Consider the following 15,263-nt stretch of genomic DNA (forward strand, 5'->3'; position numbering starts at 1 on the left):
CGGCATTCTTATGTCATTCTAGAAAAAGTTGGGTACAAAAGCCAAAGTATTCTTATCTCCCTGGTTTAATTGTAATGTGTTTTTGGAGACCATGATCAAATTAAAAATTAAGCAAAAAACATAGACGATCATAGCCACATAAAGCGCGTTTCCAGCATCCCCGGAGAAGAGGTTGTTTAAGGCAATGGATAAGAAAAAGAGCATCATGGAAAATATTGTCCATAGAATCTGAAAACTGATGATTTTTCCTCCGAGCCGTTTTACAATTTCAGATTTTTGGTTTCGTTTCCATAAGGCGAAAGGCAAAAGAATATTGCCCAAAGGAATAACAAGGGTAAGTAATATGAACAAGTTCATTTTATTCAATATCCTTTTTTCCCGAGGCATCTGAGCCCTTTCTGTAGCGTCGGAAGCGAAATCAGTAAGCTTGAGGTCCAGAACCTTGGCCAGCGTCTGTAAGGTATACAGTCGCGGGACCACATTTTCTTTTTCAATACGCTGTATGGTTCTCAAGGAAATGTGTGAAATTTCAGCTAATGATTCTTGGGATAAGGCCTTATTCAGTCGGGCCTCTTTTATTTTTTCTGCTAAGATTTTTTGATTGATATTTTTCATTTGTTTAATGTATTGCTATAGAAATGTTCCATAAAAACAAGAAGTTCTTTTTCTTTTTGTGTGCCGATGACCATCTTTTTTCCTGTTTTTAACTGAATGGCAAGCCCCTTTCTTCCTTTAACATTGTATACCGTGCCATATGCCGTAGGCCATCGAATCCCCCAACCTCCTACAAAACCATAATCAATAAGCTCGGCCTTTTCTACGTGTTCCCATAAAATGCTTTTACGGACAAAAGGAAGAAATTCAAAGTGGATACCGGAACTATTGATTTCTGTCCGCAATCGCATACACCAAAATAAACCTATAAAACCATATACAATGCACGCAAAAACCAAAAGTCCTATATTAGACATGGGATGAGACCCAAAGGTTTCACCAAGAACGAATTGTTTGTAGATCCCTAAGGTGGGGATGATTCCTATGCCCAGTAAAATAAGCCATAACCACCATTGTCTAAAGTATTGAATTTCCTTAAATATGCCATTCATAAGGTAACTGTATCCTGCCAAATGTACAATTTTATTCATGCTTTTTGCAGAAGAACACTCTTATGCGGTTCGCATCAAATAATAAAAGTTTTTTTTTCGTTTTCTAGTTCACAACAGACCGAATCCTGCTTTTATGAGTACAAATAAGACCATCACCCTATCTTCCCAATGGACCAATATAAGTTTATATGGTACAGCCTTATTATGTATCCTAAGCATTCCTTTATTATGGCTGGTTTGGAAAAACCAGGAATTGCATATGGGAATGCTTATCGCACCAATTATATTAATGGTACTCCTTGGCGGTGTTATCTATCAATTCCTTTATGTCTGTAATGCACAGCTTATAGGGGATGTATTAGTTTTAAAGAAAAAATTTAGACCTGAGAAGAAATATACTTTTGATGCCATTGGTTATCCCACTTCATTTCAGTTAAAGACCACAAGATACATCACGGTTGAAATGAAGAATGGAGACGGTACTTTGGAAAAATATCTTATTCTCAATTCTAGGGCATTGCTGTCTTTTGAAAATAAAGATGCCGAACAAACTTTGATCGAACTTAGAAATAGGAGTCGAGTTTGATCAATGCTATGCCGGGTGATTAAAAACAACAACCCCTCATTTAGCGCCATCTATTTATTCTTTCGGCATTTTCTTCGCCCAAAGTTGCTGCTAAAGATTGAATTCTGGATTTTAGCAATAACTTTCGACCTTCAAGGGTTCTGGTATAGACCAATTCACAGGCCCCTACGGTACGTCGCCATTGCTTGTCGAAATATAGGGCGTATGCCTTTTTTTTACCAATAGTATCAGGCACGGAATGATAATCTTTTTGTGAAAACATTTTCAGATAAAAACTCTTACGGATAATAATATACCTAGGATTATCTACAGCACCTATGGTTTCCTGTAAAGCACCAATGAATACTGATTTTTCATAGGTAGTTCCTCCTTTGAGGTGGCAATAAATGGCGCCAGACTCATCTAAATGAGCGATAACCTTCAATTGCTGGTGTTCCGTATGGATCACACCAATTTTTAATAAAGTGGCTAGGAGTGCCTTTCCTATATTTTCAATGTCCGCTGCAATATCCCTGTATTTTATATAGATGTTGGCGACTTTATATAAAGTTCTTCCAAAAAGCAAAAATGCTACCATTCCAATCCCGATCATCCAGGACGACAGTGCTTCGCCATTACTAACCAAATCGGCCGATAGTAGTAATCCTCCGTATAGGAAAATAAAAAGACTGAATAGTAAAGAGGTCAAAGTGCCAACGAGGTAGCCAATCGTTTTTTTGTAGTATAGGGATTTATTTTGTGTATAATTAATTTCTTTAGGCGTCGCAATTTTGATTTCCTCTACTAAGGATACCCCATGAGTTAAAGCATCTTGCCAACGCGCTTTTAAATGTTCTCGTTGCCCCGCTTTTAAAAACATTTTGGTATTGATTTCCTGAATATGTTCGCGGGTATGCAATTGTTCGGGAATACCTAAACGATCCACCCCATTTTCTATACGGGCTTCTTTTTTTAGGGACACTCCAACAAAAGCTTTAAATCGTCTTTTTAATAATCGAATGTCATCCCCACCATCTGCAGCCGAGGGGTCCACGCATACCAAATGCCATATATTTCCGGTCTTTTCTTTGTTCTGACGTGCTGTTCTAATGGCACGTCCCCGCATTTGATTGGAAAGTACGTAGGAACCCACAAAACTGGCCAATATCAAAGCATTGATCGAAGGAGCGTCCCAACCTTCTCCCAATAAGGATTTTGTTCCTATCAAAACTTGGATATGTCCTGTTTGGAATATTTGGGTAATGATATGTACAATATCGTGTTTGATCTGTTCATTTGGATGGATAATGACATAACTTTGATCAAAGGGGAGCCTAGTGTTAGACACCTCATGAAGACCATAGGTAGCCGCAATGGCGTTAAAAGCTGAAAGGGCCATAACTGGAATAATGATCAGGGAACCTGTCAATACCCCCATTCGAAGATTTTGGGTATTATTTCTTCGGAGTTGTTCAAAAATAGGGAGTACCCCAATTTTATCCAATTCCAAGGTGTTGGATGTTTCATGAATTAAAAATTCCTTACGGATATAATCGGTTAAAATTACCATTCGTAATGCTTCGTTGAGCTGACCATGTTCAAAAGATACAATACGTTCAATACTTTTTAATTTGCTGATACTAGAGCTTAAGGATCGATTGATTTTCCGATGATGTTTAAAATTGATGGCCCGACGCTCTATGGCACCATTTCGCTTTAATTGATGGCTCAATTTTTCCTGATGGGCTTCAAACCCCTTAAAATTGTCAGGATCTTTATAGAGATAAAATGTCAAAAGTGTTTCGATCCAATCGTAATTGAGTTTTGGAATTTTAAAGTGGGCATCGCCAATTACTTCTAAATGTGTTGCTGTAATTTCTTCTCCAATGGCATGAAGAAAAATGAGCATGGCCGAATAGTATTCTAGATTTGAATAAATCCATTCTATATTTTCTAAAGGAGTGGTAAAGGTTGGATGCTGCAAGAATCCCTTAATTAGCATATCATCCGTTTTAATTTCCTCGAACAAGCGATCAATACGTTGACGATGGTGACCTATGGTCTTCTTTTCCTTGGCTGTTGGATGGGAAAAAAAGACATAATCCTGATGGGGGCAAAGATCCCCTTCAACCACCAGTTCTGGAATGGATATTTCAGTATCCACGGGGCCGTTGAGCTGGGTATAGCGTTGCCATTCCAATGCGGAAACGTCATAGGGGGGAGTTGCGGTAAGTCCTACCACTGTTGGATTTAAAGCTTTCTTAATGGTAGTCAATGATTGCCACCATGCATTTTTGAGATGATGTGCTTCATCAACGACAATAGTTCCGATATTAATAGCCTGCAATTGCGCAATGAGTACCTCCGTTCTTGTATTGGAAACGGACTTTTCAACAGGATCATTTTCCAATTCTTCTTCCCATTCCCCATCTTCCTCTTCCACGTCTCCAGAACAGACGGCATGCAAGGCCTGATAGGTAGATACTGTTAGAAATTTGGGATTTTTGATGTCCCGGGAAATCCAATCCGGTGTTTCTGTTACCTGTAAAAACAATTCGCAAAAGCGCTGTATCCATTGGTTACGTATAGCAATACTAGGGGCAAAAACCAGAGTAGGTTTGTTCAATTGAAGGGCGACTTCCAAGCCCAATACCGTTTTGCCGGAACCGGGAGGGGCAATAATGTGCAAATGATCATCCTCTAAATGCGCTGCCAACTCCTCTAGCACTCTCTTTTGATAACTACGCCAGGGAAATTTGAATATGATGTTGGGTGGAAATTGTCTCAAAAAGAATTATAGATTTAATGTTCCTTCCAACACAATCTTAGCTGTGCCGGAAATGATTAAGGTGGTATCGTCTTTCAGTTCCACATCCATAAAACCTGTTCTTTCAGAACATTGAAACGATTTCATTTTGCTTTTATGGAGTCTTTTGGCCCAATATGGAGCCAGAAAAGTGTGCGTTGCCCCCGTAACCGGGTCTTCTGGGGTGCCACTCCAGGGCCAGAAATATCTTGACTCAAAATCATATTCTTTTTGATCCGATTTTGTAGTGACCAAAACCCCATTTAAAGCATCATGAGAACGTACCAGCGCCTCAAAATTGGGTGTCATATTCCGTAATACTTGATTATCGCTAATTTCAAGTAATAGTATTTTGGTTTCTTTGTTGTATGCACTATGCAAAATTTCCGATAGGCCTAAGGCTCGCAATAAGCTTTTTGAAGCAAGCATCGGCACTGTGGTATATATGGGAAATAGCATTTTGATTTTATCCGCTTTTTTTTCAATCTTTAGATCAAGATGCTGAATATTGGTGAAATGGATATGATCTATACTACTATTTTTTTCAAAAAGTATTTTAGCGGCAGCCAAGGTAGCGTGTCCGCAAAGTGGAATTTCCATTTTAGGGGAAAAAAAGCGAATGCTAAAGGTGTTTTCCTGACCAGTAGCCTTTATAAAAGCGGTTTCGGATAAACCCAATTCTTGCGCAATAGCAAGCATTTGTTCGTCAGTAATCGCACGTTTCAAGATACAAACGCCTGCAGGGTTACCCTTAAAAAGAGTGTCGGTAAAGGAATCTACAAGATAGGTTTCCATGGCAACTAGGGATCTTTAATTTCTGTCTAAGATACGCCTTATTGTAGTCTTCAGGTACTATGGAATATACTTTCTGCATACCAATGGCCTATCTTGGGGAACCATCTACTATTTTTCTTTTTGTGCCAGAGCAAATAAGTTGAATGTGGCAGGTGTCACATATTTATACGTCCCCGAAGTATTGGAAAGAAGCACGGTCACTATCCCAAGGCTTGGAACAATAACCAATTGACTACAGGCTCCCGTTTGCTCCCCATTGTGACCTATAATGGCTCCTTCGTTAGGCTTGGGGTTGTACAAGAACCATCCAAAACCGTAAGCGTTGGCTTCTTTTTCCAGACTATGGTGTTCCCGCATAAGATCTAATGTGCTTTCTTGCACAAAGACATGGTTCAGAACAGCATTTCCAAATTTTAACATATCTCCAAGGGTAGAGTACATTCCTCCGCCAGGGATACGATTGCTCAGATTGTTTTCTTTGCCTTCTTTGGTCTTTCCCTTTCTATTTTGATGATACAGCCTGGAGCGATGATCTATTGTAGTTTCAAATTTTTCAACTCCGGTATGAGACATCCCGGCCTTGTCCCAGATATGCTGTTGCATATATTCCTCGAAACTTAGACCAGATACGCGTTCAATAATAACACCTAGTACCGTATATCCATAAGTGGTATAATGGAACTGTGTTCCCGGTGTAAACTTAAGCTCCCTGTTCTTAAAGATATCCAAAGCTGCGGTCAAGTTGGGATAATTGATTTTGGTCTCAGCTTCCTTTCCGTCTTTATATCCTGAAATCCCCGAAGTATGGGATAATAAATGTCGGGTAGTTATCGGATTTGTTCCTTGCTTGGGATATTCTGGAATATAGGTTTGAATGGGGACATCAATAGCTATTAGATCTTGCTCCACCAATTGCATTACAGCTAGAGCAGTCATGGATTTTGCAATGGAAGCAATCCTTACTTTGGTCTCTAAAGTGAACTTTGTATTCGACTTTTTATCAGCATAGCCAGCAGCAGATTGCCATATGATGCTATCATTAATGGAATAACCGGCTGAAGCTCCTACGATGTTATTTTTAGTAATAAGGCTGGTAAGGAGTTTCTGGGCTTCCGCATTCTGATTTTGAGAAAAGCTAAGGAATACATTTAATACAATGAGTAAAACCATATAATTTTTCATACCTCTTGGATGTTAAAAGTTTTCTCAAAAGTAAGCACATCCGATATTGAAACACCATGTTTTAAGGGGTTTGGGATAAACCCTTTGATTTTAGGGGTGAATGATCCAAGGCCAAGATTTCATGTTTGTAGTTTTTTGAAACTGGAACTTCCAATTGCGTCAATAGGATGGTATTTGCATCTTTCCAAGACATAAAATGAGTTGGGTTAATAAGATGCGAACGATGCACTTTGAGTAGGCTAGGATGCTGCAGATGTATTTTTTTTAAAGTGGTTCGCAATAATTTTTTATGAAGTACTTGGTGTATTAAATAGGCTATTTCAACATAATTATCGGCACTGGAAATACAAATTAAATCGGATTCCTTGATATGCAAGATGTCAAATTTGTTCTCTCCGGTAAGTACAATTTTTCCCAATTCCTGTTTTGAAGCGGTTCTATTTAGAAACCATCGGGCAAAAATGATAACCGGAAGTTGTACAAAAAAGATAGGATAATAGACTTGTAGTGTAAATTTTGCAAAATCATAATCCCCATTGATGATTGAAGATTTGTAATACGCATAACTACCAGCCAAGACAAGGAGGTTGAATAGTACAATAACCACAGCTTCCAATCCTATGGTCCAATGAGCATACTTTTTTAATAAGCCATTTTGAAATGGAATGACCATTAGGTAACCCAGTAGTGAAATTGCTCCGTATGGAGGTAGAATTTGTAGGCGTATTTCAAAAGGCAATTCGGCAATGTCAAAGGGAGCGATCAGTACTAAAAACACAACAAGCCATATTCCGGTAATCAAGCCAACGGCAATATGATGTTTATATGAAGTATTTAGCTGCAATGACGGCATTGGTGATACTTGATTCTTAGGGTACGTTTCATGATGGTCTCCGTAAATTTAAGATATCTTTTGTTAGTTTTGGTATCCTAAGATTAGCTCCAAGCGATTAAGGCATGAAGTAAACTTGCAAAATATAACTGAAAACTATTCCACTTTATGGATAATGCCGTCCTTCATCACAAATCGTACATTGCGCATAGCCGAAATATCTTTTATAGGATTTCCCTCTACCGCGATGATATCGGCTAAAAAACCTTTTTGGAGCTTTCCTAAGGTATCCAAATGAAATACTCGTGCATTCACAGCAGTCGCAGCTCGAAGTGCATCTAGGGAAGACATGCCATAGTCTACCATTAATTCCAATTCCCTATAATTTTCACCATGGGTAAAAACACCTACATCCCCACCAAAAACGATATCTACACCAGACTCTAAAGCCAATTTAAAAGAAGCTCTTTTATTTTTGATACGGCTAGGCATTGGATCAATCCCTTTTTTCCAACCCCCATATTGTGTAATGGCGTCGCCTGCTGCTAGGGTAGGACATAGGGCAACTCCTTTTTCCTTCATTAATTTAAATATTTCCAAGGTACCCCCGTCCCCGTGCTCTATGGTCTCTACACCACCATTTATGGCTCTTCGCATTCCTTCTGGAGTACTGGCATGGGCTACTACATACTTCCCGGCACTGGTAGCGGTTTCTACCATTTTATCAATTTCCTCCTGTAAAAAAGTAGGTTGGGAAGGAGCACCGCTGCTCCAGCGATAATCCGCATAGATTTTTATAAAATCGGCCCCATTCCCCAATTGTCTTCTTACCGTTTTAATGACTTCGGGAACACCACTGGCCGGTTCGGCTCCTAAGGGTACTATTACGCCATCGTGAAACCCCTTCGGACCATATGCTCCTGTGGCTACGATGGCTGGCCCTGCCACCAACATTCGAGGCCCTGGAATAATGCCGTCTTCAATGGTCTTTTTCAAATATACATCAGTATACCCCGCACCCTCGGCACCCAAGTCGCGCAAGGTAGTTACTCCTGCCATTAAGGAGTTTTTTACATGGACTGTAGCCCGTACTGCCCGTTCTACCGGAGATTCTTTTAAAACCTGATCGTTCCAATTGGCTTCGTTATAGGGATGCAACAATACGTGCGAATGTCCTTCAATAAGTCCGGGCATAAGTGTTGTTCCTTTTAAAATAATTTCTTTGGTCCTCCTAGGGGTTTTGATACTTGCTATAGGGCCAACGGCACTAATCTGGTTTCCTTCAACTAAAACGGCCCAATCCTCATGTAGTTCCATGCCATCGAAAACACGATCCGGCCGCAGCAAGGTTTGGGCAGTTCCTATGGAAAAAACGCATAAAGCAAAAATGGTCAATACAGTTCTCATCAGTTTTTATTTCTAGTTTCTATTTTATTTTTTTGCAAACTACTATTCTTTGGATTAGATATCGGGTTGTTTTCTATGTTGGGTTCCCTGCTCATAGGCATAGGTTAATTTAATAAGCGTGGGTTCACTGAACATGCGTCCTAAAAATTGGAGGCCGGCAGGAAGGTTTCCTGAAGTGAAACCCATGGGCACACTAAAGGCTGGTTGCCCCGTATGAGGCGCAATGATCTGACTATTATCGCCTTTATATTCCTCCCTAAAATGAGCAATCCTTGCTGGTTTATTGTTCCAAGAAGGGTATACAATGGCATCTAACTGTAATTTGTCCATAGTGTTTTCAATAGCTTCTCTCAAAGCAATGCTTTTTGCATCTTCATACAGATTACCACAAGGCACCTCTACTTTTCCCGGGCGTTCATATTTGGCATCTTTAAAATAGGCAAGACCTTCTTCGGCATAGGGAGATGTGGTACCTATGCGAATGACATCCTCAATAGAAGAGAGCGTATCATTTTTTACAAATTCAGCAAGATAAGCTTCCAGGTCTTCCCGGAAAACATCGCACCATTGATTGCGCCGGAGGGCATCAAAATTTGGGATTTTAATGCTATCCAGTACCGTGGCTCCCATTGCTCCCAGATCTGCCAAAGCGGTATTAAAAAGTGTAGTGATCTCAGGATCTGGATCCACATCGCTCAATTCCCGTAACACCCCGATCCTAGCATTTTTAAGTCCATTGGCGTCCAAAAATTGGGTATAATCTTCCTGCCTCTTTCCCTTGCCATAGGCCGTAATGGTATCTTTACTATCGTATTGGGCAATTACCGAAAGTACTTTGGTGGCATCTTCTACCGTTCTGCACATGGGACCGCCAATGTCATTTCTTAAATATAGGGGTACAATGCCTGCTCGGCTGGTTAATCCCATGGTAGAGCGAAAGCCTACCAGAGCATTGTGGGAAGAAGGACCACGAATGGAATTTCCCGTATCAGAACCCAAACCAATAGTACCAAAATTTGCCGCTATGGCCGCTCCCGTACCTCCGCTAGATCCTGCAGGAACATGTGCGGTATTGTATGGATTATGTGTGGTGCCGGCCGTTGAGCTATAGGTGTGCATGGCACTAAAGGCCCATTCGGCCATATTGGATTTGGCAACAATTATGGCACCGGCATCCAGAAGTTGCTGTACCATAGTCGCATTGCTCTCGGGAATAAAATTCTTTAGCGCCAGAGCCCCGGCAGTAGTGGGCATGCCTTTGGTATTGAAATTATCCTTTACGATCAAAGGAATACCGTGTAGTGGCTTTAAAATACCGGTTTCTTTATAGATTTTATCCAATTTCCGAGCTTCGGATAAAGCTTCCGGATTAATGAAAGTAATAGCATTTAGACTACTATCTTTCCTTGTCATGCGATCTATATAAGCCTGAACCAGGGCCTCGGATGTATACGCTCCGGAACTATAAGCCTCATGAATTTGGGCAATGGTCAATTCCTGTAGATCAATAGGAGTGGAAGTAGGGTTATCTTTTATTTCGGTTTTACAGGAGGACCATAAGATGAGCCCCAATATAAAAATGACTTTTTTCATAATACCAATTTTAATGTACGATTGCGCTTTCCAATAAGGCCTTTAGTTTTTTAATATCCTGTACCCTCTTCCCTTGAATAACATACGCAATGCGTTGCGTATTGGTAATATCCGTTAAGGGGTTGGCCTGTAAAAGTACCAAATCGGCAATTTTTCCATGAGCGATGCTGCCATAATCTTTTTGTTTATTGAAGAAGCGAGATCCATTATAGGCTGAAGCCTGTAGCGCCTTCAAGGGCGTTATCCCCGCATTCACCATGGCTTCCATTTCCTTGTGAAGGGATATCCCGGGATAGGTATAGGAATTAAAAGCGCCGCTGTCCGAGCCTGCTAAAAGGGAGACGTCCGCATCGCTAAGGGATTTTGCCAGTCGACCAAAGAAAGCATCCAGGGCTTTTTTATCACTACGTGCTTTTTCCGAAGAATTCAAGGCCCGATCGATCCGGCCTTGATAGGTGGCAATAATGCCTTTTCCCATAAATTTTAAATAAGGGTCGTTCGCATGATCCACTTCATCCAAATAACTCAGGGTTGCTCCGATATGTAAGGTGGGAACCACAAAGACATTCTTTTGTTTTAAGTAGGCAAAAGTATTTTTAGCGGTGGCGGCATCATAGCTTTCCATAAGCGCTGGCATGGCCTGCCAAAAACCAATTTCTTTACGAATCAATTGCTGGGTTACTTCCTTTTCAATGGGAGAACATCCCTTCATGATGTAGTACAGGTGTTCAATAGCATCAATACCTGCATCTACAGTTTCTTCCAAGGTCACGGTAAATGGCATATGACCCGAGGTCAACAAACCTCTTTTTTCAGCCGCTTGGATCGTTGAAATATAATGTTCGCCAGAAATTCTACTGTCGTATAACTTGACAAAATCCACATTTAACTGCTCCAAAGAATCCAGAGCATTGGCAATTTCGGTTTCATTGGAAACCTCCAAAGAGCCAGCCCAAGTTGGGTTGGGGCCATCAATTTTAGGACCAGAAGTAAATATGGTAGGTCCAACAAGCTCGCCATGGTCCATTTCTTCCTGCCATGCCATAACAGCAGAGGTTAAGTCGCCACCCGCATCCCTAACCGTGGTGACACCATTGGCAATAAAGAGTTTAAGGAAATTTTTATTATTGGCTATTAAACTATCCCCACCTCTAAAATGTACATGATTATCCCAAAAGCCCGGTACAAGATACATTCCCTCGGCATTGATTTTCTGTGTTGCCGAATAGGAAGTAAAACTTGCCGCCGGAAGGACTTTGGCAATGGCTCCGTTGGAAATAAACACATCCTGTTTTTCTATGGCGCCCGAGGCGAGGTCTATAGTATTGCCATTATAGATGACCACATCATAATGCTCTTTTTTTTCAGAAGTGCAAGCCCCCAAAGAGAAAGCGATCATACACAAAAGAAAGTACTTCATAATATGAAATTTAGGAGAGCCCTAAAATAGGGATAAATTAGGGATTACAGCCTTTTCCATCTCCTATAAATCGGTTCAAATAAAATCTGTTTACATACAAACTGCCCTTTTGGAAATCAAGATGACGCTAAGAAGGCAATTTTCCGATTTCTATCTGCCTTACCAAAGGTTCAGTATTGCCAAAATATGCCCTAATAAGGCAAATTTTAATAAGGAGTCTTTAAGACCGATCCATTAGTCATGATGACCTATGTGACACCCGCATCCGGGACGTGTGAAACTCTGTGCAGTTTCATGCCAAGGGAAGGCCTGATTTTGCTTTGTGTTTTCCCACCAAAACTGCGTGCGGGTTTTTGAGGAATTTCCTATTTCATTCATCGTTTCCGTATCATAAAGGCGACCATTGACCATGGTATAGCGTACGGTTTCCGTATTTCGAATTTCTTCCAAAGGGTTTTTGTCCAAAACAATAAGATCGGCCAGTTTCCCTTCTTTAAGAGAACCAATATCGTTCCCGGCTCCAATATAGGTAGCGCCATTTATCGTAGCAGCCTGTAAGGCCTGCATATTGGTCATTCCTCCTTGTTGCAACATCCAAAGTTCCCAATGGGCTCCAAGGCCCTGTAACTGCCCATGCGCCCCTAGATTTACTTTTACACCTGTATTGGCAAGGGAAGTCGTGGTTTTGGATACTAAAATATGTCCATTTTCATACTCTTCATCGGGTACCATGGTACGATGTCTGGATCTTGCATCTACAATGGCGCGAGGCGTATATTTCAATAAGCGTTCATTTTCCCATACATTGTCTTTTTGATAGAAAAAGTATTCTCCGTTCAATCCTCCGTAATTTACAATAAGGGTAGGGGTATATCCTGAATTGCTATTGCTCCAAAGCTCATGAACATCCTTATATACCGGAGCTACTGGAATATTGTGTTCAATACCCGTATGCCCATCCATAATCATAGACATATTTGTATAGAATGTAGATCCCCCTTCTGGGACAACATTGATGCCTAGCTCACGCGCTGCCTGCATTACCTGTTGACGTTGCTCTCTTCGGGGTTGATTATAACTTTTTACAGAATGGGCGCCAAAAGCTTTGGTCCTTCGGATAGAAGATCGTGCATCTTCCAAATTATTGATCACGGCTTTAAAATCGCCATCGGCACCATAAAGGATAAATCCTGTAGAATATAGCCTGGGACCTACCATATCGCCACTCTTGATCATTTCGGAAATTGCAAAAACAGTTTCTGTATTCGCTGAAGGATCATGGGAGGTGGTTACTCCAAAAGCTAAATTGGCGTACAATTGCCAATGCTTTTGTGTTGTTAGTCCATATCTAAATGCTCCTACATGGGCATGGGCATCTACAATTCCCGGCATTATGGTTTTTCCGGAAACATCATAGATTTTAGCGTCTTTAGGGATGGTAATATTTGTAGTTTTTCCAATTTTTTCAATACGGTTTCCATGAATGATAATTGTTCCGTTCTCTATGACTGCATCATTTTCCATAGTAATGATGCGGGCATTGGTAAAGGCAATTCTGCCTTTAGGGGTATCTGTCTTTACGGCGAGACCAATTTTTATTCCCTTGGTCGTAATTTCCGGGGTTTTTTGGGGAGATCCGGGAAGAAAAGTAAATCGATCTTTTATGGCATTTGTGAAATATTCATCCCCCAAGGTCCAGAAAACTTTAGTATTGTCCGGAGCCCAGTGTAAATTAATACCGGCATCTTTGGAAATTTGTGCTACCGGAACTATTTTGGAATTGGGGTCCAAGTTCACCGTTTTTCCATTTAACACTAAAGGTGCTATATAGGCTTTATGTAAATTGGTGAAGGCGATCCATTTATTATCGGGACTAGGCACCAATCTATTGGCATATTTAGAGCTAATATGGGTTCTTTTATCTTGTCCATTTAAATCTACCGTTGCCAATGTTTTCGTAAGATTCCCAAAATAAGTGCCTCCAGTTTGATAAAAAATGCGTTTTCCATCTTGGGTAAACATGGGATATTCTCCTTCTCCAGTGACCCATTTGTTGTTTTTTCCTGTGGCGGACATGGTGTAAATACCTGTATTTTTGGTAAATACCCTCCCTTGATCATTGTTTCCACCTTCTTTTCTATATGCGATCATGGTATCTGTACTATTGTAGGCAGGGGTTCTGTAGATGCCTTTTTCTGAAGTCAATTGGGTTGCCGAACCTCCTTTGGTGGGAATGGTACGGATACTCCCCAAAGATTCGTCGTTCCAAGTGACATAAACAATGGTTTTTCCATCGGACGAAAAACTAGGTTCAAATTCGAAATCCTCGCTCTTTGTCAATCTTTTTGGTTTCCCATTAGGAAGTCGTTTACTCCATAAATGCCCCAGAGCACTAAATGCCAGGGTTTTCCCATCAGGGGATGTCACTGCATGACGAATAACCTTAGCCTCGAATTCCTTAGGAGAGGCTGGATTATTAAAATGTACGGTTTCAGCTATTTTAATATTGGCATCCACCGTAAATGGAATTTGTTGTACCGTTAAACTTTGAATATCAATACTGTTGATTTTTCCTCCAGACCAAAAAACAATACGCTTGTTATCGGGCATCCAACTAAAACCGGGATACACTCCAAAAATAGCCCAAGCTGTCTGCTGGTCTTTGTTCAAGGCATCGTAAAGAGGCCACTCTTCCCCAGTTTCTAAATCATGGATGTACAACACAGATTTCGTACGAACTCTTTTGATGAAGGCCAATTTTTTCCCGTCTCTGGACACTTGTGGACGTGCAGCCCCACCAGGACCCCCTGTAATGGTTATGGTTTTTCCTGTTTCAAGATCATAACGTTTTATCACATAAATTTGTTTGTTGGCATCCTTATTATATTGGAAAGCTCCTCCGGGGTATACGTCCTCACTGTAATATACGTATTTCCCATCGGGAGAAACTACGGGCTCATTGACATCTTGTTGATCATTTTTTCTTTTGGTCAATTGAATACCACTGCCTCCGGTGATATGGTATTGCCAAATCTCACCTGCTCCAAGAGAGCGTCCTGAAGTAAAATGCTTTCTAGCCACAACATAATCACCATTGGGCATCCAGGCCGGATTATTGAGTAATCTAAAATTTTCTTTGGTAAGGATTTTAGCTTCGCTACCGTCACTATTCATGGTCCAAATATTATCACCTCCTCCGGCATCACTGGTAAATGCAATTTTCTTTCCACCCGGGCTGAACCTCGGCTGGATTTCAAAGGGTATTCCGGAACGCAGGGCTTTTGCCTTTCCACCACTTATAGGAAGCGTATAGATATCCCCTAACAAATCAAACACAATGGTTTTTCCATCAGGACTCACATCCAGATTCATCCAAGTCCCTTCATCCGTACTAAAGCGGTGTTCCTTATAGTTGAAGTCGCCTTGAGGATTGGCAACATCCCATTTTTCTTTTTTTTTGCTTTCTTGAGCCTGAACAGGCGCGAACGATAAAAGAAGGAGTGCAGTGAAAATAACTTTATACATGATGTGGATTTTTGATGGTCGAAAGTACTAAT

The 15,263-nt window shown here is 40.7% G+C and carries 11 protein-coding genes; 1 reads left to right on the top strand and 10 read right to left on the bottom strand.

The window, feature by feature from the left end:
• Positions 1–18: 18 nt before the first annotated feature.
• Positions 19–615, bottom strand: a complete 597-nt coding sequence (locus ACEXOE_RS19595) for a helix-turn-helix domain-containing protein (RefSeq protein WP_394750553.1) — start codon at positions 613–615, stop codon at positions 19–21.
• On the bottom strand, positions 612–1,145 hold the full coding sequence (locus tag ACEXOE_RS19600; RefSeq protein ID WP_394750554.1) for a hypothetical protein: 534 nt from the start codon (positions 1,143–1,145) through the stop codon (positions 612–614). Before ACEXOE_RS19600 ends, ACEXOE_RS19595 begins: the two co-directional genes overlap by 4 nt.
• Before the next feature lie 94 nt (positions 1,146–1,239).
• Here ACEXOE_RS19600 and ACEXOE_RS19605 point away from each other — a divergent pair, with 94 nt between their 5' ends.
• Positions 1,240–1,692, top strand: coding sequence for a hypothetical protein (locus tag ACEXOE_RS19605; protein WP_394750555.1), 453 nt, complete (start codon positions 1,240–1,242; stop codon positions 1,690–1,692).
• A gap of 40 nt (positions 1,693–1,732) precedes the next feature.
• Here the strand turns inward: ACEXOE_RS19605 and ACEXOE_RS19610 are convergent, their stop codons facing one another.
• The 8 genes from ACEXOE_RS19610 to ACEXOE_RS19645 all read right to left on the bottom strand — a co-directional run bounded on the left by ACEXOE_RS19610 (position 1,733) and on the right by ACEXOE_RS19645 (position 15,231).
• Complete coding sequence (locus ACEXOE_RS19610; RefSeq protein WP_394750556.1) at positions 1,733–4,459, bottom strand: DEAD/DEAH box helicase family protein; 2,727 nt, start codon at positions 4,457–4,459, stop codon at positions 1,733–1,735.
• A 6-nt stretch (positions 4,460–4,465) separates the two neighbouring features.
• Positions 4,466–5,272, bottom strand: a complete 807-nt coding sequence (locus ACEXOE_RS19615) for a PhzF family phenazine biosynthesis protein (protein ID WP_394750557.1) — start codon at positions 5,270–5,272, stop codon at positions 4,466–4,468.
• Positions 5,273–5,380: 108 nt separating this feature from the next.
• Entirely contained in the window at positions 5,381–6,454 is a 1,074-nt protein-coding gene (locus tag ACEXOE_RS19620; RefSeq protein ID WP_394750558.1) for a serine hydrolase domain-containing protein, read from the bottom strand.
• 61 nt (positions 6,455–6,515) lie between these two features.
• On the bottom strand, positions 6,516–7,307 hold the full coding sequence (locus ACEXOE_RS19625) for a LytTR family transcriptional regulator DNA-binding domain-containing protein (RefSeq protein ID WP_394750559.1): 792 nt from the start codon (positions 7,305–7,307) through the stop codon (positions 6,516–6,518).
• Positions 7,308–7,442: 135 nt separating this feature from the next.
• Entirely contained in the window at positions 7,443–8,693 is a 1,251-nt protein-coding gene (locus tag ACEXOE_RS19630) for a metal-dependent hydrolase family protein (protein ID WP_394750560.1), read from the bottom strand.
• A 54-nt stretch (positions 8,694–8,747) separates the two neighbouring features.
• Entirely contained in the window at positions 8,748–10,286 is a 1,539-nt protein-coding gene (locus tag ACEXOE_RS19635; protein WP_394750561.1) for an amidase, read from the bottom strand.
• A gap of 10 nt (positions 10,287–10,296) precedes the next feature.
• On the bottom strand, positions 10,297–11,706 hold the full coding sequence (locus ACEXOE_RS19640) for an amidohydrolase family protein (protein ID WP_394750562.1): 1,410 nt from the start codon (positions 11,704–11,706) through the stop codon (positions 10,297–10,299).
• Between the two features lie 234 nt (positions 11,707–11,940).
• The gene (locus ACEXOE_RS19645; RefSeq protein ID WP_394750563.1) at positions 11,941–15,231 is read right to left on the bottom strand and encodes an amidohydrolase family protein; all 3,291 of its coding nucleotides are present in this window, start codon (positions 15,229–15,231) and stop codon (positions 11,941–11,943) included.
• Positions 15,232–15,263 lie beyond the last annotated feature (32 nt).

This window comes from Spongiimicrobium salis (assembly GCF_043678055.1).
GTDB lineage: Bacteria > Bacteroidota > Bacteroidia > Flavobacteriales > Flavobacteriaceae > Spongiimicrobium > Spongiimicrobium salis.